We start from the raw sequence: 22,373 nt of genomic DNA, 5'->3' as shown, positions 1-22,373 counted from the left end.
CTGGCCTTGAGGTCTGCGACGTTGTCCCAGAACCGGGCCCCGGTCGTGCGCCCGACGATGGCCAACCGCGTGTCGGGAAACGTGGCGACGATGCGCGGCATCGCCTCGATCAGGCGCAGCACGTTCTTGTGCCGGTTGAACCCGCCTACATAGACCAGAAGCGGCGCGTCCGGCGGGATGCCATGGCTTTGCCGGACACGGTCCAGCTGCGACTGGTCCTGGGCGGGGGCAAAGATCGGCTCGGCCCCTTCGGTGATCGTGTCGATCTTGCCGCGCGGAATGCGCAGGATGGCCGCCAGGTCGGTTGCCGAAGCCTCGGAGATCGTCATCACCCGCGTCGCCTGTTTTTTGGCCAGCCAGCATTTGGCCTGCCACAGGCGGAAGTTCAGCTTTCGGGGAAAGATCAGGTCGGGAAACCGCTCGGGGATCGTGTCGTGAAAGCACACCACGCTGGGTCGCCGCGCAAGCAGGGGAAAATAGGAATAGACCGCCGGATAGAAGAACAGGTCGCATTGAATCTGCCTGGCGGCCCGCGCCATCGTCATCAGGTCGGCGCCTTTGCGGGCCCGCGCGCCTGAAGAGGCCTCGGACATCGAAGCCCCGGACCCGGCGACCCGTATCTCGACCCCGTCCGGCACCACACGCGTGGGGGGGTGATCGAACAGCAGCGTGTACCGGTACCCCGTGTCCCGGCTGACCAGCGCGTGGATCAGGTTGCGGGTGAAGCGGCCAAACCCGCGTTCGTTTTCCCACGATGTTGCGTCAACGGCGATATGTGTCAAAACCCAGAAACCTCGAAACAAGAAACACTGAAAAAACCGTAAATTACGGGGCGCCGTGGCGCGATTGAAGATAGGTGCGTGTGGCGTCGAGCCCGGCGGGCAAATCGTATTCAGGCCGATAGCCCAGGCGCGCGCGGGCGAGGTCGATCCGGCAGACCCCATGTGCCGCGAACAGTTCGAGCATGGCGTGGTCGGGAAAGACCTCGGCCGGACCGGGCAAGCGGCGCTTCAACTCGTGAACCATGGTTTCGAACTTCTCGCGACCGATCAGGCTGCGGGCGGCGGCGCTGACGCGCGCGGCCAGAGCTGGCCGGTCGGGCGGGGCGTCCTCCGATGGCGCGGGCAGCCGGGCCTGCAGCGCGGCCAGTGGGGAATGGCGCACCTGACCCCGCCCGATGATCCGGGCATAGCCAAGCAGCAGGTCCGACCAGGCGAAAGGTGCCGCGCCGGAAATGATGAAGCGCTCGCGGTCCAGATCCGGCAGGATCGCCGCGCGCAACAGAGCCTGCACCAGATCATCGACGAATACCCCGTTGCAGACACCTTCGGGATCGGGCAGGACCACCGTTCCACGCGCCAGCCAGTCGGCCAGCTGGTCGGTCCACATCCGGCTGTGCGGGCCATAGACCAGCGTCGGCTGCAGGATCGCCGCGGGGCAGTTCCCTTGCATCAAGGCCTGCTCCATGGCCTGCTTGGCCTGCCGATAGGCCGACCCGCCCGGCCTTTGCATGGGGCTGTTTTCATCCAAATCCTGATGTGGCCAACCGTCGTGCACGACGATCGAGCTGACATGGACGATCCGGCCGACGCCCGCAGTTTCGGCGGCGGATCTGAGCACCTCGAAATCCGCAAGGTTTTGGGTTGCGGGTGCGCGCATGTCATAGGCCAGGTGAAACAGCACCTGATGGCCGCGCAAGGCGGCCTGCATCAGAGGTCGGTCAGACAGGGCGCCCACCTCGACCCGGACCCCGAGCGCGGTAAGATCGCGCGTGCCGTGCCGGGTTCTGAGCAAAGCGGTGACGTTTGCCCCGGCCTGGGTCAGCTGTTCCAGCAGCCGCCGACCGACGAACCCCGTGGCACCGGTGACAAAGACTGGGCAGCCAGCAAGGTCCTGCCATTGGGCTTGGTTCCCGGTGTGGGGGCGATCCGTCAAAACTCGATCCAAAGCAACATGTTGTCCGAGGTCAGCCTAGCGCAACGCGCTGGCCTGTGCTACTGCGCAGGAAAGGAATGTTGGATTGGAGCGCGGGTTTTGCGCCGGGCCACCGCCGGATCCGCGATTGAAGGACCGAGCACCGTAAGGGGCCGTTCCCAAGGTTGATTGTCGTGTGCGCCGGACCGGTGCGGTCGGGCGAAAGTATTGAGTGAAGGAGTTGTTTCATGCGTATCGGGGTTGTCGGCGGGGCCGGGAAAATCGGGAAATTGCGGGTCGAGACCATCCAGGAGTGCCCGGACACGACGCTGGCGGCCGTCATGGATCTGTCGGAAGAGGGTGCCCGGGCCGTAGCCGGTGGGGCGCCGGTCTTCACCGACCTGGACCGGTTTCTGGACACCGATATGGATGCCGTCGTGGTCTCGACACCGCCGCACCTGCACGAGGCCCCCTGCCTGGGCGCGCTTGCGCGGGGGCGGCATGTGCTGGTCGAGAAACCGATGGCCAACTCGGTCGAGACCTGCCGCCGGATCCTGAAGGCGGCCGCAGCCGCGAACCGGGTCGTCGCGACCGGGTTCAACATGCGGTATTACCCGGCCTTCGCCTATGTAAAGGACGCCGTAACCAGCGGCCAGATCGGAACGCTGACCCATGTGCGGGCCTTCGGCGGCCATGACGGGCTAGCCCATTTCGCCCACGATTGGGAATACCGGACCCCGCTGGCGGGCGGCGGCGCGATGTGGGACATCGGGATTCACCTGACCGACCTGGTGCGGCATCTGCTGGGCGAGGTTACGTCGGTCTATGGCGTGGCTAGCGAGTCCGTCTGGAACTTGGCGGGGTCCGAGGACAATGCCATGGCGATCTTCCGCAATCCCGACGGGCTGGCCGCGATCTATCAGGCCACATGGGATGAATGGCGTGGATACGACTTTGTCATCGAGGCACATGGAACCCACGGGCTGGTGCGCGGGGCCTATGCGCCGATGAAGAACGTGCTGGTGACCCTGCCGGAACCGGGCGGAAAACCGGTCACGACCACCCGGTACTATTTCGACATCGCGGTCCGGGAAAAGCTGCGGTCGTGGAAATCGACGGCCAAGTTATCCTTCGCCGAGGAACTAAGGGATTTTCTGAAACTGTGCGACGGGGACCTGAGCGTCCGGATTGCCGACGGGAATGCCGGTCTGCGCGCGATCGAGATCGCCTTGGCGGTGGCCGAGAGCAGCCGCACCAACGCGCCGGTCGAGTTGCCCCGCTTGCTGCCCGAGCGTCCTTGACCGGGATCAGGCGTGGTCGGGTTCCGGCCCCTGCACATAGCCTGCAAGCTCGCCCAACGCCCACATCGTGACGATCAGAAAGATCAGGGGGGATGCTTTCCAGAAGTCGCGCAGATGTATCCGTTTCTTCCGCTGGGTTGAATAGTGCCGCGCAAACAGAACGAAGGGCAGCAAGGGGGTCACAGCGGCGCGAAAGACACGCTTGGCGGCCGAAATCTCGCCGGAATGTATCCGCGCGTATTTTCGCCCCCAATGAAACCACTCGACCGCCAGCAGATGTGTCGGGATGCGTGGCCGGAATTGCGTTGTGCGGGGGTGTTCTGACAGGACCAGCTTGTGACCAGCCGCCTGTAATGCCGCGTGGATCGAGGGTTCGTAGAACCGCTCTTTGTAGAGGGCCTGCAATTCATGCAGGGTATCGGCCCGGTAGCAGACGTTTGTTGCCGACAGAAAATCGGCCTCGGAGGTCGGGATCGGCGGCATGTAGCGGCTGAAGTCACAGATGTGAACCGCCCAATTCCACGCGGTGTCATGGCCGTTGTCCACGCATCCCCCCACTGCGGCCGCGCCGGTTTGCCGTTGCAGGTCGATGGCGGAGGCCACCCAGTCTTCCCGCGGGATGCCCCGGTCTTCGACCATGCCGATCAACCGGCCGCGCGCGGCCTTGACGCCCTCGGCGCGGCGAATGTCCCAGAACCGGTGCAGTTCGAGCGCGTTGCGCGGCACCTGGCCCCGGGCGACCACGCCCAGATCCAGAAACCGGAACTCGGGGAAATCGGTCTGCAGGTCGGCGGCTTCGCGCGATAGCTGGTCGTAGGGAATGATGACTTCGAACTGATGCGTGCCTGACTGGTTCCGCAGGGCGTTCAGACAGTTGCGCAGCGCAGCGCCTCCATCGACGATGGCGACGATCACGGACAATTCGGGTCGGGTCGGATCGGACATCGGCCGCTATCCCGCTAGCGGACCTTGGACAGGGACTGTCCGGCCCCGAACCAGTAACCCGAAATCTCACCCGCCCCCCAGGACAGCGCAAAAGGCACCAGAAGCGGCAGCGACCGAAGCAGCTGTGGCACATGCCTCTTCTTGGACAGGATGTTGCGGACCACCCGCGCAAAGACGACCGGCGGCAGGGCAAAGGCCAAACAACCCATCAGAGCGCGTTTCGTCGCGGGTTCGCCGCGGACCCGCGCCCCGGCGAAGCTTTTGGAGTAGAGATATCGCTGTGCCATATACAGCCCGAAGGTGTAGTGCATCTTGTGGCCGGCGACGATGTCGTTGCGCATGACCAGTTTCGCGCCTGCTTGGCGCATGTAATCATGTAGATGGTTTTCCCATTTGCCTTCGTCCAGCACCGCGTCGCATTTGCTCAGCACGTCGCGTCGATACACGGTGTTGTTGCCGGGCAGCCAATCACACGGTCCGTCGGCCAGCGGCGGCAGGACCGCGCTGTATTCACACAGGAACGCCGCCCAATCGATCAGCGAGTCGGTCGCCTCGTTGTCGACCGGCCCGGCAACCGCATCCGCGCCGGCGGCGATCTCTTCCAGCATCCGGGCCGTCCAATCCGGCGGGACGATGACGTGATCCTCGATCACGCCGACCGCATCCGCCGAGGCCGTCCGGATGCCAACTGCCCGCATCTGCGGGATCGTGGCTTCGGCGCCCACCGAGATGACATGAACGTCGGGAAATTCGGCCTGGACCTTCTGGGCAAAGCCGCAGCCCAGACGCTCGACCGCCAGGACCTCGGGTTTGGGGCCGGTCTGGTTGCGCAGCGCGGTCATGCAGCCTTGAAAATCGGAATAGGAATTGACGCAGGGTATGACGACCGAAATCTGATGTGGTTTCATGACTAAATCTCCAATCCTGATCGTAATGCAAAACCGGTCGTCTGCGCGCCCATAATCCGAAATATTGAATTTGAACGTGCTTGAACACAGCGATCAAAGGTCGGCTGGCCAACTGTCAAAAAAATTTGCCCATTGATTCAAAGGTGACCGGATTGTGGCATCAGTGGCAACAGTCCTGATTTGGGCTTCGCGGGCGAAACCGGCTTGGCCAATCCGTGCGGGGGCATGGATTTGGCCATCCGCCCTGATCTGACCCAGTCTGGGCCGCTGCGTTTTCAGCGGCCAGTCGTACAAATGGCGCTGATATGCGTGGCGTCGCACAAGTGCTCTTGTTACACCTTCACTACCGAATGCAGTTGGAATGAACCATGCAGACAGAACCCGGAACGGATGTCCGCCAGCCCCTGCGCATCGCGCAGATGTGTACCGATTTCGGAATGGGTGGAATAGCACGCCATGCGCTGGACCTGAGCACTTGGCTGACGGGTCGCGGGCATGAAATCTATCTGGCCGGCAGCCCCGGAAACTGGGCGAACGAACAACTGAGCGATCGATTTCTGTCGGTTCCGACGCGCGGTGTTGCGGCGGATGGCGGGTCGGTTCTGCGGCGACTGTCAAACGCGGGGCGGGGCGCGCAGTCGCTGCGTCGCTGGTTGCGCGAGGCGAACGTCGACGTGATCCATGCGCATGAATCCGCTCCGGCCCTGGTGGCATTGCTGGCGCGGATGGGTCTGAACATTCCACTGGTCGTGACCTATCACGGCTCGGACCCCGACCGGATCAGGGGGTTCGGCGCCATTGCGCGCCATGCCGACCTGATCGTCACGCCCAGCCACCGCGCCGCCGAGGACCTTGTGGCGATCGGGGGTATTTCCAAGGGCAAGCTGCGGGTGATCGGCCTCGGGATCAAGCCGCCCCCCGTAGACCTGCCGGAAGACGTGGCCGCGTTGCGTGACCACCTGTTGCGCGGGGGCACGCGCCTGGTCGTGACCATCGCCCGGGTGGCGCATCAGAAAGGGATCGACATTCTGATCGAGTGTGTGGCGCGCCTGAAGGGCAGCCATCCCGAATACCGCTTCGTCGTGGTCGGCGATGGGCCGCTGGATCGCGAGATGCAGGCGTTGGCCACGGATCGCGGCCTGGACGGGTATCTGCAGTTCGTGGGGCGGACGGATGTTCCGTACCGGTATCTGCGGGCGGCGGATCTGATGCTTTTGACCTCGCGGTGGGAGGCCCTTCCGATCTCGATTGCCGAGTCGCTGCAGACCGGCACACCGATCGTCGCGACGGATTGTTCCGGGGTGCACGAACTGGTCGACGACACGGTCGGGGCCTGCGTTCCCATCGGTGATGTCGCGGCGATCATACAGGCGGTGACAAAGGTGCTGGAAGATGATGCGAAACGCGCGGCCATGGCGGCAAACGCGTTTCAGAGATCGAAAGCGTCCCGCTTTGACCCCGACCATATCAACCGGCAGATCGAAAGCCTGTATCTTGGGCTGCAGGAGCGGTAGGCCCGGTCGGTGGCGACTTGTGCCTTTCGATCGGGGCGGGGATCGTGTTTCATGCCCCGAAGGTGTTGGTTCTTGAGTATTGTGACATGCGTTCGTTGAAAATCCTGATGTTCACGACCTTCTATCCGCCCTATTCCTTCGGTGGCGACGCGGTGGGCATCCAGCGCATGGCACGGGCGCTTGTCGCGCGCGGGCATGACGTGACCGTGGTGCATGACGAGGACAGCTATCTGATCCTCGGCGGCAAGCCCCAACCCGAAGGCGACCCGGACGGAGTGCGCCGGATCGGACTGCGCAGTCGCTATGGCATGCTGTCGAACCTTCTGACCCAGCAGACCGGCCGCCCGGTGGTGCACGCGGGCCGCATTCGTCAGATTCTGGACCAGCAGCAGCCGGATATCATCTGGCACAACAACACCTCGCTCATCGGAGGGCCGGGCCTGCTACCGATGGGATCGGGCCTGAAGATCTATGAGGCGCATGAACACTGGCTGGTGTGTCCTACCCATGTCCTGTGGCGCCATGGGCGCGAGCTGTGCGACAAACGCCAGTGCCTGCGCTGTGTCCTCAGTTACAGGCGCCCGCCACAGCTGTGGCGGTATACCGGGGCGCTGGACCGCGCCTTGGACCACATGGACCTGATCGTCGCAAAAAGCGAATTCAGCCGCGCCAAGCATCGCGAATTCGGGCTGCGCCACGACATGCAGGTGCTGCCATATTTCCTGCCCGACCTGGACCCATCGGCGCTGCCCGAACCGGCCGTGCATGACCGCCCTTATTTTCTGTTCGTCGGTCGCCTGGAAAAGATCAAGGGTTTGCAGGACGTGTTCCCTGCCTTTGACCGATACCCCGATGCCGACCTGCTGATCCTGGGCGACGGCGACTATGCGCCCGATCTGAAACGACAGGCCGCGGGCAACCCGCGGATCCGGTTCCTGGGCCGCAAGACGCTGGATGAGCTCAATGCCTATTACCGGGGGGCGATCGGTCTGATCGTGCCCTCGGTGTGCTATGAAACCTTCGGCATCATCCTGATCGAGAGCTTCCGACTGGGAACGCCGGTGATTGCCCGGCGTCTGGGCCCCTTTCCTGAAATCGTCGAGCGGGCCGGAGGTGGGGCGCTGTTTGACACGCAAGAGGATCTGATCGCTGCCATGCGTGAACTGCAGCACGAGCCGGGGCGGCGCGACAGCCAAGGCCGTGCCGCGCGCGCCGCGTTTCTGGAAATCTGGCACGAAGACAAGGTTCTGGCCGCCTATGGTGCCGCACTGGCCCGCGCCGCGTACGGCAACGGCGACCGGGTGCTGGCCGCCGCGCTCGAGGCCGGAGCATTTGAGACCGGCGCGCAGGCCTGACCGTCGGATCAGGGCGCACAGGACCCGATCCGGTGGGCGTTCGCCATGACCGAAAAGGTGATGGTCGTCGCTGGAATACTGGGAAAGACCGAGGCATCGACGAGATGCACACGCGACAGACCGCGGGGCCGTCCCAGCGTATCCGCCTGCCCGGCTTCGGGCAGCTTGGCCATGGGCATCGACCCGCCGACGTGAAAGCTGGACCCCACGGCCCCCTGACGGCGGGCAAAGCCCAGCGGCAGCAACCCGACCAGCCTCAGAACCTCCGCGATGCGCGCGGCGGCCTTGCCGGACACGGCGTCGGTTTCGTCATTGCCCGTTACCGTCGGGACAAGCCGCCCGTCCGAGGCAAGAGTCAGTCCGATCCGAGCCGAATGCGCCGAGTGCAGAAACACCTGGGCCACGATCAGCCGCCGCGCCAGCATGCGCCACAACGGCCCCGAGCCGGGAAGCCGGGCGCCGTAGTTGCGGATCAGGTCATGGGCGAAGAATTCGTTCCAGGTGTACAGTTGCGCATGGACCATATGGGGCGAGACGGCCGCGTCGTCCAGCTCGACGAAGATCTGCGGCAAAGTATGGAAGGGTCCGGCATCCGGGCGGCGGGGCAGGTGCCATCGGTGCAGACTGGGCAGAAAGAAATGCTGACTGTCCAGCAGGCGCAGGCTGGCGTCGGGAGCGGGAGAGGACAGCAGCAGAATGCGCGCGGTCTCGAGCACCCCGGCAGCGATGAAGACGCGGTCGGCCTGAATGGTCTCGCCCCCGTCGAGCGTGACCGTGACCGCATCGCCCTGTTCCTGAAACCGGTTCGCCAGCCCGATCCGGTACCGAAAGGCCGAATGGTGGCGCAGCCCCTCAAGCGTATGCGCGGCCGAATAGATCAGCCCCCAAGGACAACCATGCAGACACTGACCGCAATACCGGCACCCGGTCTCGACCGCCAGCCGCGACGCCCCGGCCCGGACACCCAGTTGGGCCAGATCGTCTTTTCGCAGTGTCAGCCTGTCGAGCACGCGTTGGGCCTGTACCGAGGGGGTCAGCGGGGTTCTCTCGTGCATCGAAAAGGCCGGAAACAGGTCTTGCAGGGCGTCAGTCTGCCCGCTGATGGGCATGAAGGTGGCGACGGCGCGGTAATGGGGTGCCAGATCCTGATCGGTAATCGGCCAATCCTGCATGTCGGCCGCCCGGTTGGGCAGAACGGCAGAGCCCCACAGGTTCGACAGCCCGCCAGCCGCGTGCGACGCCCGCAATGCGACCGCGTCTGGATCGGTCAGCGTCATCGCGCCGGGTTCCATGGCGAAATCGGACCCAAACCGGCGAACCTGTCCCGCCGGGGTGTCGAATTGCGGAGCCTGCCAGGCCCGCCGGTCCTGCGGCGACCAGCTTTCGGGGTCGGTGGCGGCCAGACGGCCGCGCAGAGCCATCGCCGGCTCGTCGGGTCTGCGCCCGCCATCCAGCATCAGAACCCGGCGACCCCGGTCCAGAAGGGCCGAGGCGACCGACACGCCCGCCGGTCCGGATCCGATCACCAGATCGGTCACGGCGCGCGGCCCGCCCGGATCGCGACGGGGACGGTCATGTCGTCACTTGTCCCTGCATCTCGGCCACGATGTCGTCGATGATCTGCTGCAGCGTTCGCATCGGCCGGAACCCGGTCACGCGTTCAAGTTTGGTGACGTCCGGCAGCCGCCGCTGCATGTCCTCGAACCCGTCGGGATAGACCGTGTCATAGGGCACATGGCGGATCTCCGATCGGGATCCGGTCGTTCGGATGACCTGCTCGGCCAGCCTGCGGATCGTGACCTCCTGGTCGGTGCCGACATTGAAGACGTCTCCGCGGGCCTCGGGCAGGTGCATCAGGTGGCACATCGCCTCGACCACGTCGGCCACATGCCCGAAACAGCGCGACTGGTCGCCGGTTCCGTGTACCATCAGGGGGGCGCCGTCCAGCGCGGCCCGCACGAAATTGGGCAGAACCATTCCATAGCGCCCGGTCTGCCGCGGACCGGTCGTGTTGAAGAATCGCAACACCGTGACCGGCAGCCCGGATTCACGTGCATGCGCCAGGGCCAGGAATTCATCCAGAGTCTTTGCGCAGGCATAGGACCAGCGCAGATTGCGGGTGGCGCCGATGGTCAGGTCGTCCTCTTCCTGGAACGGAAACTTGGTGCTTTTGCCATAGACCTCGGAACTGGATGCGATGAAGGTATGGGTCTTGTCGGTCAGCGCCGCATCCAGCACGTTTTCGGTGCCGGCAACATTGGTCAGGATCGACCGGCTGGGTTCGTCCATGATCAGTTTGACACCGACCGCTGCCGCCAGGTGAAACACCACATCGGCCGGGCGCACCAGATCTGCAACCAGCTGCCGATCCAGAATGCTGCCCTCGACGAAGGAAAAATCGGCGTGGTCCGCCACCCCGGCCAGATTGGACATCAGCCCGGTCGACAGATCGTCGAGAACGGTCACCCGATGTCCTTCGCCGATCAGCCGTTCGGTCAGATGAGACCCTATGAACCCGGCGCCGCCGGTAATCAGAATGTGCATTTGTTCGTACCAGTCACTTACCAAGAACCAAATTCAACCTCTGCCGACCCGCGCTGATAAACCCGGCGCCGGCCGTCTTTGAAATTTACCACGGCTTTCCCCGAACCCGCGCCCGCAACCCGCGCAGGGCCTTGCGGACGGTCAGATAGGGGCCGCCGCGCCCCGCCAGATGCGCCCGCCACCGGGCGATGTCGGTGAAATAATACATCTCGAGCCGGGGCAGATCATGGATGTCATCCCCCGATCGGGCCACGCCCAGCCGGGTTCCGACCGCGCTATCATACCGCCGGGCGATCATCTGGCGGACAGTGGGGTTCGAGGCGCCGTAGGGCGGCGCGAAATGCCGGATCGGGCGGTGCAAGCGGGCCGAGATTTCAGCCCCGCTGGCCTCGATTTCGTGTTGGGCTGCCCCGGCGTCCAGTGCCGTCAGGTCCGGATGACTGACGCTGTGGGCGCCGAACTCCACGCCCTGATCGGCCAGGCTTTCGATCTGGTCCCATCGCATCAGCGGCCGGGGCGGGACATGCCCGCCGGCCCAGGAATCGGTGCCGCCGATCCGGCCCGAAGGCAGATAGACGATGGGCTGAAACCCATGGTCGCGCAGGATCGGCCAGGCGGTGTCGGCGAAATCGGCGAACCCGTCGTCAAAGGTTATGACGACCACGCGCGGGGCAGGGGGGGCGGCTAGGGCGTCAGGCGTCAACACCGGCAGGCCCGAGTCGGCCAGCGCCCGCATCTGTTCGGCAAAGATACGCGGCGCGATTGACGTCGGTCCGGGCGCGTCCGAAATCGCGTGATACATCAGGATATCGGCCTGCCAGTCGGACATGGCTCAGTCTTCCACCACATGCGAGGCGAAGACCTCGCGATACCGGTTCCATTTCGCGCGATCGACCCGGCCTGCATCGTCGATGCAATCGGCGGCGCCATAGGCCATGGCAAAGGCATGGTGGGTGTTGTCATGGGCAAACAGTCCCTGCCGCCCGAACACCAGCAGGCCATCGAGCCCCGACAGCCAGCGATCGACGGTGTCGAACCGCGCTTCGTAGCCGATGTCATAGACCGGATAGGCATGGCTGAGCCGACGGGTTTCGCAGCGCCGTACCGGAACCGTGACCGGCAGGCCCAGCTGACCCAGCCACTTGGTGAACTCCTGCCCCAAGGCCTCGTCGGACATGCTCCACCATTTCTCGTCCGGGTCGCAGGGCAGTTCGGCGCACAGGACCGTCACGCCCTTTGGCGAGCCGCTGGCGTTGTAGTTCTTGGGTTCTGACATGCGGCTGATCGGGATCGACAGCTCGGGGAAATAATGTGCGTCGAACTCGGTGAACTGGTCGGTTTCCAGCACCAGATACAGCAGGATCATGCCGCGAAACCGGATGCCGCGGGCCGCTTCTACCACATCGGCGGGCGGGTCGGGTATCAGGCGCGTCAGCGCGGTCAGCGGGATGGTAGACAGGATCAGGTCGCCGGTCAGCTGTCGTTCGCCGCCGGCGTCGCGGACGGTCAGGCCGCAGACGTGGTTTCCCTGCCGCTGGATTGCGGTGATTTCGGTGTCGAACAGAAATTCCGCGCCTTTTGTCCGGGCGCTCTCGCGCATTGCGTCCGAGATCTGCCCGAACCCTTTGCGCGGATAAAAAAACCGCCCCGCCGTTTCGCTGCGCAGCCCGGGCAACAGCCGCAGCATCTTCATCAGGATCTTTCCGACCGACCCGCTGCCCACCCGTCGTTCCGCCAGCTTGACCGCCAGCTTCTCGGGCTCCAACCCCCACAGCTTGCGCACATAGGGAAAATAGAAATTGTCAGAGATCGTCGGACCCAGCCCGTCATACAGAACGGTCGAGAAGGTCTGTTGGCCTTGGTGTTTCTTGCGGAAGGGTTTCAGCACCATGTCGCCGATCAGCGACAGGGCGAAGGGTTTGGGCAGACGCAACACCGCATCGGTCAGCTTGAGCGGAAAATGGATCCACTTGCCGCCCAGCCGGATGCGTCCATGGCGGGGGCGCAGCAGCAGATCATCGCCCAACAGGGTCTTCACGTCCTGCAGCACTTCGGGTTCGGCTGCGGGATGGAACCGGTGCGAGCCGTAGTCGCAGACCACGCCTTCGACCGGGAACGAGGCAGAGTTGCCGCCCGCCACCGAGGCCCGTTCGACGACGGTCACGCGCGCCTTGCCCGCCAGCGAATGGGCAGCTGCCAGCCCCGCCGGACCTGCGCCCAGAATGATGATATGGGGCTGATCGCCCGATCGGGGTTGGGAAACATCCGTCACTTGCACTCTTCCTTTCTCGAACGCGTGGGCGCAGCAAGACTCATCCCTGAGACTAACAGAACCAGCGCGCCGATTCCGCCCGCCGAAAACAGAACCACCTGCCAGACCAGCCCTGCGGCAACCACCGCTGGGGCGCTGACTCCAAAGGGCACTAGGAACCCGGCCAGCGTCGCCTCGCGTAGCCCGAGCCCGTTCAGGGACACAGGCAGAACCGCGATGATCTTGGCCAGGGGCCAGGCAAAGATCCACGCGCCGGCGACCACCGAAACGCCCGCAGCCCGTGCCAGCCACCAGGCCAGAAGGACCAGCGACAGTTGAATAAGAACCGAAGTCGAAAAGGCGATGGCCAGAAGGCCGGGCCGGGCCGCAAACCCGGCCAGGGCATCGGCCAGCCTCAGGGCAAAGCTGCGACCTGGCAAGGCCGGGAAGGCGCGCCAGATCAGCGGTAGCAACCACGGCAGGGCGACCATTCCGACCATCACGGTCAGCACGATCATGGCCGCGGCCCCGATCGCCGTCGTCCCGGTCGCGCCGTCCCACACCAGAACCAGACCTAGCCCGGACAGGGTCAGCAGGGCCACCATGTCGATCACCCTGTCCACCGTGGCCGTAGCAACCACTTGGGCCCCGTCGCTCATTGCGGCCTGCGCCATTGCTGCGCGTACGGTGTCGCCGCCGATCGCGCCGGGCAGGCACAGGTTGGCGGCAAGGCCGGCAAAATGGGCGCGAATCGCCAGCAGGGGCGAAATCCGGCGATTCAGCAACAGCCACCATTTCAACGCTGCGGCGACATGGGCCAGCATGAACAGAACCAGTACGGCCAGAAACACGGGGGGCGGAATGGCCTTGAGCGCCGCCACGATCGCGTCAGCCGGCAAAAGCCAGAACAGACCGGCCAGCATCACGCCGGACCCGACCAGCCGGATCAACCAGCGGCGCGTGACCGGATCGGAGGGTAGCAGGCGCCCCATGTCACGGCCGCAGGTGGAGGCGCGAAATCATGTCGGCAATCAGCCCCAGCGACCAGATCATGATGGCCGCCAAAAACGAAAACACCGCGGTCTCGCTGAGGTTCCAGTAGAAGATGTCGACGATGAACTTGACCAACCCGAGCGTGAAGAAAGCCAGACCCAGCGGGATGAAAACGCGCAGCGGGTTGAACAGGGTACTGATGCGCAGGATCAGGATGATAAAGTTCAGAAAATCGATCGGACGGATCTTCGATTTGCCGATCCGCTTTCCGTACTCGATCGGAACATAGATCATCCGCTTGCCGTTCGACGTCATGCACAGCGTGATCGTGGTGGTGAACGAGAAATTCTGCGGCAGCAGCGGCAGGAACGGGATCAGCTCGGATTTGCGGAACACCCGCAGCCCGGAATTCAGGTCGTTGATCTTGCGCTCGGCCAGAAACGAGGCGAAGGCGAACAGGAATTTCTTGGCCGGCCGCCGCAGCAGCGGCACGTTTTTCATCGCGGCGCCCCGATCCCCGACCACCATGTCCTGATCGCGACACAGGGCCAGCATTTCAGGCAGGTAGCGCGCAGGGTAGGTGCCGTCGGCATCGAGGATAGCCACGTATTCATGCTGCGCCATGCGTACGCCGCGCTTGAGGCTGGCCCCATAGCCCGAATTGACGTCGTTGAAGGTGACGGTTGCCCCGCTGGCTTCGGCTTCGGCGCGGGTTCCGTCCTCGCTGGCATCATCCACCACGATGATCTCGTAGGGGATGTTCAGCGGCCCGAGATGCGCGCGAACGTCTTCCACGGTCGCGCGAACGGCGTTTTCCTCGTTGTAGGCCGGAATGACCACGCTCAGGCTCATGCCGGTGACATCCGGCGTGCCCGGCTCATCCGTGTTGGCGCGATCCGTGCCGATTGGTTCTGCAACTTTGTTCATGAAACCCAAAACCCTAACCTACTCAAAATCAATTCTGTTCATACTCACCCGGGGGGCGTCCATGAAAATGGTCGCGGCCGTCCCGGAAACTTCCCGCCTATGGCAATCCGACACCTGAGCACCGAGCGTATCGGCAAAACAGGGCGAAATTGGACCGTTTCCGCGCCTGGCCGCCATTTTTTCGTATTTTGCGCCCTATGTTCATCACCTCACCAGATCGGCGGCCCGAGGTGAAAGGTGACGACCGTTTCGCTGCCGTCCTCTTTTGCCAGATGCGCAGTGATGTCGTTGGCCTGTTGCGCGGGGTTCAGTCTGAACCGCGCCTTGCCCGGGCCGTCGGCGGCGGTCTGAGGGCCGGTCACCTCGGGGGTCTGGCCGTTGACTTCGACCCGCGCGATCCTGAGCGCGGGGTCCCGCACGCGCAGTTCGACGTCGAGTGGCTTGCCGGCCCTCAGCGGGTCGCGCAGGATCAGCCGGGCGACCGGGGGCATTCCATCGGCCGGGGCGACGCGGCTGGTGCGATGGGCGCCGGGGCCGAAATTGTAGAGGCCGGCGGCCACGACCGCCGGCACCAGCAGAAGGTAGCCCCAGCGGAAGATGCCCAGCCCACGCCAGATTCGCCGCAGCGGACCATATTGCGCGGCCTCGGGGGCTAGCCGTGCGGCAAAAATCACGGCGCCGGTCACGGCCACGCCGGTTGCGATCAGCCCCATGACAAGCCACAGCACCCGCGAAAAGGCGCCCCCCCAGAACCCGTAGTGCAGCTCGTCGACGACGTTGCGCCAGCGTGCAAGGCTGGTGTTGTCATTCGGGGTGAAGGCGCCCGTGATCTCGAGCGTGGTGGGGTCCACCGCCACGGTGCTGAGCCCTCGAATATGCGGCATCGACGGCAGATATCCCACGAAGCGGAAGCTTTCGGTGGTCTTGCCCGGCAAAGTCACGCCCGTGGGTTCGAACCCCTGCAGGCCCGTGCGCGCGCGGGCCTCGGCCCGATCCAATAGATCGGGTGTGAATCCGGCGGGCAGCACGGTTTCCCGTGCGGCCGCTGGCTGTGGCTTGGGGCGGTGGCCGTCTATGCCGAAGTCACCCAACAGAAAGATGAAGGCGGTGACACCACTGATCAGCAGCAGGGGCGTGGCCCAAAGAGCGGTCAGCCGGTGCATTCCGCCGGCCCAAGGCCGCAGGCCGTTGGCCGTTGTGGGCCAGCGCAGAAACCCTCTCCAGAACCGCCGATAGGTGATAAGGCCGCTGACGATCTGGAACAGCAGTATGATCGAGGTCGCCGCCACCGCCTTGTAGACGATGCTCTGACCCGACAGCAGTTTGACATGGAGCTCGCGGAGGATTTTCTGAAACCCGGGATAGCCGGTGGTCTCGACAAGCGCGCCGGTGGCGGGATCGGTCCAGAAGACGACCTGTTCGCCCCAGCCGGTGCGGCCTTCGGCCCGGTCGACGAACCACGGGGCGGGACGCTTGGTGATGGTTTGAACGGTGCTGTGAGGATGCGCGTCCTTGATGCCCTTGTAGATCGCTCCAAAACTGGCCGTGCGGTCCTCTTGCGCGGCGGTGGTCCAGATTGCGGGGCGGGTCAGTGCCTGAATTTCATTGCCGAAGACAAGAATGGAACCTGTGAGGAACAGAAAGGCAAAGAAGATCGACAGATGCAGCCCCAGCCAGGTGTGAAAGGTGAAAAGGCGGTTGCGTAATTTGCGGTTCATGGAACGGCCCGAAGGTGCACGGTATCAGAAAAGGAAAGGTCGTTAGCGGTGCCACTCGGGCCCAGAGCCTGGTTTGCACGGCATAGTCCTTGCCCGACCGGACTTTTTACAGGTCGGGCAAGGGGCAACCCGTTGGGTTGCAGTTCATTCCAGAACGGCGCCTTTGCCGACACGCTCGGCCCGGGCCGCCTGTCTTTTGGGTTTTGCCTCGAACTCCTCATGATAGGACCTCTCGACATTGACGTCCCAGACATCGTTGTCTTCCCCCAGGATGTTGCGGGCCGCATACATGGCCGACAGCATCGAGTGATCCTGGTTGTTGTAACGGTGCAGCCCGTTGCGTCCGACGGTCTGGAAGTTTTCCAGCGTCTTCAGCCAGCTGCTGACGGTGTCCAGGGCGTCCTTGTATTCGCTGTCATAGACGGGATAGGCCTTTGGCTGCCGGATCACGGCGTGGTCAATCACGTCCGACGCCTTGGCCAGGCCCAGCTGCTCCAGCTCTTCGCTGGCCAGCTTCCTCAGGTCCTCGTCGCTGGACGACCAAAGCCCGTCGCCCTTCTGGCAGAAATATTCCATACCGATCGAGGCGGTATTCTGGTCGGGCAGCATTTCGGCCGACCAGGCGCGGAAGTTCTGAATGCGCCCGACCTTGACCTTGGGGCTGTGGATGTAGATCCAGTTGTCGGGGAACGGGTCGGCGTGGTTCAGCACCAGCGTCACGATCAGGAAATCCCGGTATTTCAGCCGGTCGGCGGCCTCGATCACCTCGGGCGGCGGCGGCGGGTCGAAGGCATGGATCAGGTCGCGCACGGCCATCGAATTGATGAACTCGTCGGCCTCGACCCGTTCGGTGGTTTTCTCACCTTTTTCGTTCCAGTGGCGGATGTCCACCGAAGTCACCCGGTTGCCTTCGCGGTTGACCCGGAACACCTCGGAATGGGTCTCGACCGAGCCGCCTTGTTCCCGGATCAGGTCGCGGGTCTTTTCCCACATCATGCCGGGGCCTAGGCGGGGGTATTGGAATTCCTCGATCAGGCTGGCCGTGTCATTGGCGCCCGAGATGGCGTTCCAGACAGCCTTGGGCAATGACAGGTTCTTGATCCGCTGCGCGGCCCAGTCGGCCCGGATCTCGGACGGGGGAATCCCCCAGACCTTCTTGGTATAGCTGTGGAAGAAATGCATGTAGAGCCGGCCACCAAAGCGGTTGATCACCCATTCCTCGAACGTGTCTTCCTGCGGCTTCGGCCGGATCTTCCATTTGATGAAGCTGCCGATGATCTTGTAGGTCTCGTACGGGCCGATATTGCCGAGCGCGTTGAAGATGCGCAGCGGATAGTCATAGAACTTGCCGCGATAGAAAATCCGGCTCAGGCGCTGGACGGTGATGAAGTCATCCCCCATCACCTCGTGCCACATGTCTTCGACCTCGCGCACCTTGGTGAAGAACCTGTGCCCGCCGATGTCAAAGCGGTATCCGTTGTGGGTTTCGGTGCGCGAGATGCCGCCCACCATGTCTGAGGCCTCGTAGACCCGCGGGACATGCTTGTCGCTCAGTTTCTGAAGTTCGTATGCAGCGGTCAGACCTGCTGGTCCGCCACCGATGACGACGACCGGAACAGTATCGTTTTTCAATTCACTCACACCAAATCTCACACAAAATAGCTTGGGTCAGGCTACTAGAGGCTGCACCAACTTCGCAACAAATTCCTGTCACACGCTCGCTTCGTGATCCCAGGCCGCTCAAAAAGTGCCCGACGCGCGAAAGTTGCGCCGCGCGACGCAAGCGATCAATGACCTGGTTCACATCTACCGGCCCCCACGCGATTTGGGCTCGCGGCTGCGCCGTCGAGGAGTTGCCGACGCGTTGCACCAAAGGCCGGACAGGCTGCAAACACTTGTTTTACCAGAAAATCATTCGCGCGGGGCGCATCGAAATCACACCGACTTCCGCAGTCTGTGTCCGGCGGGCGGGACGGCTGGCGCCGGCATGACCGCCGCAACGTCGAACGGTTCCAATACGCCCTATTTGAATATGTACCCAAGGTAAACAATAGCCCGGCTGCGGGGGGATTGTTTTGTTTCAGTGGCGCCCGGGGCAGGACTCACCTTCGGGGAGGGCGAATCTTGTGCGTGTTTCAGACCCGCACCGTCTGCTCAGTTCCGCCTGACCTGCAGTTTCTGACGCTGACCCAGAACGTGGTATTCGAACAGGCACCAGACATATACGGCCGCGGAGTAGACATAGTAGACTTGGTGATAAAGCAGGCATTTGACGGCAAACCAAAGCCCACCATGCCCGGCCATTGTTCTGAACAGGTCCAGATTGATCGCGAATGCGATGCCCAGCAGGATCAGGGGGAGGGGCCAAAGGCCTGGCCAGAACGGCAGAATCAGAATGGACAGAATCAGCAGCCCCGCGACGGCCGCGCGCGCGCGCTCAGCCATGGAGGTGTTCAGATCGTCCGTCAGCCCCTCGCGCGAGATCATCAGGCGGGACCATGGCAGGGCCCGGCAGAAGATATCGGTGCTCAGGCTGTTGCGGATCGTCCAGATCTTTAGATGTTTTCCCTGCAGGCGCGGTTCGACCAGAATGCGGCGGCCGGATTCTGCGATGCGATAGCCCAGTTCGATGTCCTCGATCGAGGGGATCTCGTAGGTCTTGACGTCAAAGCCGCCCACCTCGAGGAAGACGTCCCGGCGGATGGCGCCGCACCCGGCCCAGAACGTGCGTGCCTCGCGCCGGGCGCGCTGATGGTGATAGCGGTGCAGCAGGTTCTTGTAGCGCGAAAACCACGACTGCCCGTCCGGCGCGTCGTCATAGGATCCGAAAACCGCGCCGACATTGTCCTCGGACATGGCGCGGCGGATGTGTTCGGGGCCGTCCGGCCAGGCGATGACGTCGGAATCGACGAACCACAAGATGTCGCCCGTGGCCTGTTCGGCCGCCAGATTGCGCGCGGCGCCCGGCCCGCCATTGACCGGAGTCGTCAAGACCGTCGCCCCCATTTCGCGGGCCAGCGCGGCCGTGCCGTCCGGGGACTGGTCATCGACCACCAGAACCTCTTGGACCGTGCCGGCCTTCAACATCTCGATCAAAGGGGGCAGCACCCGGGGCAACAGGTGTTCGGCCCTGTAGGCGGGCATCACCACACTGATCGTCGGTTGGTCGTTTTGCATCATTCATCCTCGGTGGGCGTTCGTGGTCTAGAGCGTGGATTTCGCACCAGAACGAGCAGGGTGGCGGCGAAGGGCAGCAGCCACATGACCCGCGCCCCGTAACGGTCGGCTGGCTGGGAAACGCCGCCGCATACCAGCGCGTTTACGGCGATTCCGATCAACAGGAACAGCGTAAACACCCGGTAGGGCGCAGCGACCTGGGCAGGCCACAGCAGCAGAACGGCCACGATCGCCCCCGAGACCGCGTAGATCGCGAAGTGGACCCCCACCAGCGGTTCGATCCAGGTCTGGGATCGTTTCAGGGTCGTTTTGTCCAGGACGGCAAGCTGATCTTCGGACAGGCCCGAGAGCTTTTTGGCGTTGCGTATCGTGGCCGAGTTGGGGATCGTCATCGCCACGCTGTGCGTTCCAAGCTGTCTCAGGGCGTTCTTGCCCAATGCGGTTACCGTCGCGACGGGATAGGCGGACAGGACGAGCAGAAAGAACTGTCGCTGTTCCAAGGCGATGGCCTGCTGATCCTCGGGCGGCAACAACCGGAACGAGCCCAGCTGCGGGGACCGCTCGAAAATGATATGTGACGCGGTCAGGCGGTATGGATCATCCGACCATGTCAGGGCCTCGTGCAGGGCGCATGTCGCCAGGTCCGGCGCAGGGCAGACATCGTCCAGATAGGCCAGCCCCGGCCCGTCGACGATCAAGCGGGCGGTGATGTGAGGCGTATAGACCACGTCTTTGTGGGTGACGGTTTCGACGGCAACTTCGAAAGCTTTCCGTTCGGCGATCGCGAACACGGCAAGGCACGTCGCGAACCCGGCCGCCAGCCAGCGCCCCTGGCCGATCCGTAACGCGGCGGCCAGAACGACCAGAGGAACCATCAACACCGCGATGCCCAGATGCGACGGGTGCAGGACCGTAGAAAAGGTGCCGAGCGCCAGTGCTCCCAGTGCCTCGGAAACGTGCATCCGGTGGCCTGCAGCCACCACGGCGGCGACAAGGATCAGCATGACCGGCGTGAAAATGTCGGGCATGACGTAGGCGACATAGAAGGGCAGCGACGTCGTCGAAGCCGCCAGCAGCGGAAGGCAGACCAACTGAGCGGTCGAACGTGCCGTCGGCGCGACGCGTCCAAGCATTCGCATCGCCAGCCAGACGGCCATCAGCACAAGGCCCAGTTGCAGCCACGCCAGACCGGCCAGCCATCCGACGCGCCAGAATGCGGCCACCAAAACGGCGTAGAAGATTGATCGCGATCCGCCCGCAGTCTGGTCGTCGTCAGCCTTGTGCCGGGTTTTCTGGGTTGCTCGGGTTGCGCTGTCCGGTTCACCCGCCGCCGGCAGGATCATCGACAGAACGACATTGCCCTGCCGCACATAGCTGCCGGTATCGAAATACACCAGCGGTCCGCGATTGATTGCAAGGATCGACAGACCGGCGGCGACGGTCACACCCAGCAACAGAAGGGTTATGGACCACCGCGGGCGCATTGCATCGTCAATCCGGGTCATGCCCCGCCGGCAGCGGTTTGGGGCGCTGCGGTGGCCAGGTGCCGGAAATAGGCGATCGTGGCCTCGAGGCCTTGCTCCAGGGGCACCTTGGGGGACCAGCCAAGTTGCTCTTTGGCACGGGTGATGTCGGGTTGACGTTGGATCGGGTCGTCTTGCGGCAGCGGACGGAAATCCAGCCGGGATGTCGAGCCGGTCATGCGGATCACGGTTTCCGCCAAATCGCGGATGCTGAGTTCGACGGGGTTGCCCAGGTTGATCGGCCCGGTCACGTCTTTGGGGGATTCCATGAGGCGGATCAGCCCGTCGATCAGGTCGGACACGAAACAGAACGACCGGGTCTGACCGCCGTCGCCATAGACGGTGATCGGTTCTCCGGCCAGAGCCTGCATGATGAAATTGGACACCACCCGCCCGTCGTCGGGGTGCATGTGCGGGCCGTATGTATTGAATATGCGCGCCACCTTGATCGGCAGGCCGTGCTGCCGGTGGTAATCGAAGAACAGCGTTTCGGCACAGCGCTTGCCTTCGTCATAGCAGGAACGCGGCCCGATCGGGTTCACATGACCCACATAGTCTTCGGTCTGCGGATGGATCTGGGGGTCGCCATAGACTTCGGATGTCGAGGCCTGCAGGATGGTGGCGCCGACCCGTTTGGCCAAGCCCAGCATGTTGATGGCACCATGCACCGCCGTTTTCGTTGTCTGCACCGGATCGTGCTGATAGTGGAACGGAGAGGCCGGGCAGGCCAGATTGTATATCTCGTCGACCTCGACATACAGCGGAAAGGTCACGTCGTGGCGCATGACCTCGAAGCGGGGGTTGTTCAGAAGATGACGCAGATTGCCGCGTCGTCCGGTAAAGAAATTGTCCACGCACAGGACCTCATGCCCCTGATCCAGCAATCGTGCGCACAAGTGCGATCCCAGGAAACCCGCGCCACCGGTGACGAGGATGCGTTTGGCAGTCAGGTGCAGGCCATCGGGGTCGAAATCAGCTGCGTTCATCAAAATACTCTTCAATAACCGACCGGCGCGCAGAATGTCGCCCCGGCCCATGAAACCCGTTCGGATACCTCCGGCGATCAGGTACCCACACTCGTCATCTTCAGTAAGGGCGAGGTTACACGAAGTTCTTGGGCCGACGAAGGACAAAAAAATGGTCCGAGACGCAATTCGGCGCAGCTGGTTCCGCCGACACCGGTCAGCGCAGTGGCGTGCAGACCGGTCCGAACCAATGAGGGCGGTCGGAACCGAGTGGTTGCAAAAACCTTATTAGCAAGGGGCCCGGGCGTTCCGCAGGTGCAGGCGCACAGCACTCATTT

At 63.6% G+C, this 22,373-nt stretch carries 18 protein-coding genes; 3 read left to right on the top strand and 15 right to left on the bottom strand.

Annotation, left to right across the window (positions count from 1 at the left end):
• Together AC2FME_RS04415 and AC2FME_RS04410 are read right to left on the bottom strand one after the other, a co-directional pair.
• Positions 1 to 782, bottom strand: a 782-nt coding sequence (locus AC2FME_RS04415) for a glycosyltransferase (RefSeq protein WP_496799741.1), incomplete at its 3' end; no start/stop codon positions are given.
• Between the two features lie 43 nt (positions 783 to 825).
• Complete coding sequence (locus tag AC2FME_RS04410; RefSeq protein ID WP_496713096.1) at positions 826 to 1,935, bottom strand: NAD-dependent epimerase/dehydratase family protein; 1,110 nt, start codon at positions 1,933 to 1,935, stop codon at positions 826 to 828.
• Positions 1,936 to 2,162: 227 nt separating this feature from the next.
• Between AC2FME_RS04410 and AC2FME_RS04405 the strand changes: the two genes are divergently transcribed.
• Positions 2,163 to 3,215: a Gfo/Idh/MocA family protein gene (locus AC2FME_RS04405; RefSeq protein ID WP_496799740.1), complete on the top strand. Its 1,053-nt coding sequence runs from the start codon at positions 2,163 to 2,165 to the stop codon at positions 3,213 to 3,215.
• 6 nt (positions 3,216 to 3,221) lie between these two features.
• On the opposite strand, the gene AC2FME_RS04400 is transcribed toward AC2FME_RS04405, so the two are convergent.
• Both AC2FME_RS04400 and AC2FME_RS04395 read right to left on the bottom strand, forming a co-directional pair.
• Positions 3,222 to 4,160, bottom strand: a complete 939-nt coding sequence (locus AC2FME_RS04400) for a hypothetical protein (protein WP_496799739.1) — start codon at positions 4,158 to 4,160, stop codon at positions 3,222 to 3,224.
• A 14-nt stretch (positions 4,161 to 4,174) separates the two neighbouring features.
• Positions 4,175 to 5,068 carry a glycosyltransferase family 2 protein gene (locus tag AC2FME_RS04395; protein WP_496799738.1) on the bottom strand — a complete coding sequence of 298 codons (894 nt, stop codon included), beginning with the start codon at positions 5,066 to 5,068 and terminating at the stop codon, positions 4,175 to 4,177.
• A gap of 368 nt (positions 5,069 to 5,436) precedes the next feature.
• Between AC2FME_RS04395 and AC2FME_RS04390 the strand changes: the two genes are divergently transcribed.
• Together AC2FME_RS04390 and AC2FME_RS04385 are read left to right on the top strand one after the other, a co-directional pair.
• Positions 5,437 to 6,582: a glycosyltransferase gene (locus AC2FME_RS04390; RefSeq protein ID WP_496799737.1), complete on the top strand. Its 1,146-nt coding sequence runs from the start codon at positions 5,437 to 5,439 to the stop codon at positions 6,580 to 6,582.
• 86 nt (positions 6,583 to 6,668) lie between these two features.
• Positions 6,669 to 7,937 carry a glycosyltransferase family 4 protein gene (locus AC2FME_RS04385; protein WP_496799736.1) on the top strand — a complete coding sequence of 423 codons (1,269 nt, stop codon included), beginning with the start codon at positions 6,669 to 6,671 and terminating at the stop codon, positions 7,935 to 7,937.
• Positions 7,938 to 7,945: 8 nt separating this feature from the next.
• Here AC2FME_RS04385 and AC2FME_RS04380 read toward each other — a convergent pair whose 3' ends face one another.
• The 11 genes from AC2FME_RS04380 to AC2FME_RS04330 all read right to left on the bottom strand — a co-directional run bounded on the left by AC2FME_RS04380 (position 7,946) and on the right by AC2FME_RS04330 (position 22,056).
• Positions 7,946 to 9,475, bottom strand: coding sequence for a GMC oxidoreductase (locus AC2FME_RS04380; RefSeq protein ID WP_496799735.1), 1,530 nt, complete (start codon positions 9,473 to 9,475; stop codon positions 7,946 to 7,948).
• Positions 9,476 to 9,509: 34 nt separating this feature from the next.
• Complete coding sequence (locus tag AC2FME_RS04375; RefSeq protein WP_496799734.1) at positions 9,510 to 10,481, bottom strand: NAD-dependent epimerase/dehydratase family protein; 972 nt, start codon at positions 10,479 to 10,481, stop codon at positions 9,510 to 9,512.
• An 85-nt stretch (positions 10,482 to 10,566) separates the two neighbouring features.
• Positions 10,567 to 11,310 (bottom strand): polysaccharide deacetylase family protein, encoded by a 744-nt coding sequence (locus AC2FME_RS04370; RefSeq protein ID WP_496799733.1) that lies wholly within the window; start codon positions 11,308 to 11,310, stop codon positions 10,567 to 10,569.
• A 3-nt stretch (positions 11,311 to 11,313) separates the two neighbouring features.
• Positions 11,314 to 12,753, bottom strand: coding sequence for a protoporphyrinogen/coproporphyrinogen oxidase (locus AC2FME_RS04365; RefSeq protein WP_496713277.1), 1,440 nt, complete (start codon positions 12,751 to 12,753; stop codon positions 11,314 to 11,316).
• Complete coding sequence (locus AC2FME_RS04360) at positions 12,750 to 13,724, bottom strand: lysylphosphatidylglycerol synthase transmembrane domain-containing protein (RefSeq protein WP_496799732.1); 975 nt, start codon at positions 13,722 to 13,724, stop codon at positions 12,750 to 12,752. The genes AC2FME_RS04365 and AC2FME_RS04360 overlap by 4 nt, the downstream gene beginning before the upstream one ends.
• Before the next feature lies 1 nt (position 13,725).
• A complete protein-coding gene (locus AC2FME_RS04355) occupies positions 13,726 to 14,652 on the bottom strand; it encodes a glycosyltransferase family 2 protein (protein WP_496683730.1) in 927 nt (308 codons plus the stop codon).
• A 209-nt stretch (positions 14,653 to 14,861) separates the two neighbouring features.
• Positions 14,862 to 16,370 (bottom strand): PepSY-associated TM helix domain-containing protein, encoded by a 1,509-nt coding sequence (locus AC2FME_RS04350; protein ID WP_496799731.1) that lies wholly within the window; start codon positions 16,368 to 16,370, stop codon positions 14,862 to 14,864.
• A 144-nt stretch (positions 16,371 to 16,514) separates the two neighbouring features.
• Positions 16,515 to 18,011, bottom strand: a complete 1,497-nt coding sequence (locus AC2FME_RS04345; RefSeq protein ID WP_496796820.1) for an NAD(P)/FAD-dependent oxidoreductase — start codon at positions 18,009 to 18,011, stop codon at positions 16,515 to 16,517.
• Positions 18,012 to 18,524: 513 nt separating this feature from the next.
• Entirely contained in the window at positions 18,525 to 19,547 is a 1,023-nt protein-coding gene (locus AC2FME_RS04340; protein WP_496683738.1) for a glycosyltransferase family 2 protein, read from the bottom strand.
• A complete protein-coding gene (locus tag AC2FME_RS04335; protein ID WP_496799730.1) occupies positions 19,547 to 21,052 on the bottom strand; it encodes a hypothetical protein in 1,506 nt (501 codons plus the stop codon). Before AC2FME_RS04335 ends, AC2FME_RS04340 begins: the two co-directional genes overlap by 1 nt.
• Entirely contained in the window at positions 21,049 to 22,056 is a 1,008-nt protein-coding gene (locus tag AC2FME_RS04330) for a UDP-glucuronic acid decarboxylase family protein (RefSeq protein ID WP_496683743.1), read from the bottom strand. Before AC2FME_RS04330 ends, AC2FME_RS04335 begins: the two co-directional genes overlap by 4 nt.
• Positions 22,057 to 22,373: the final 317 nt, after the last annotated feature.

Source organism: Ruegeria sp. BHSC026, from assembly GCF_059613065.1.
The sequence above is the reverse complement of the archived record's forward strand: the minus strand, read 5'-3'. Positions and strand labels throughout refer to the sequence as shown.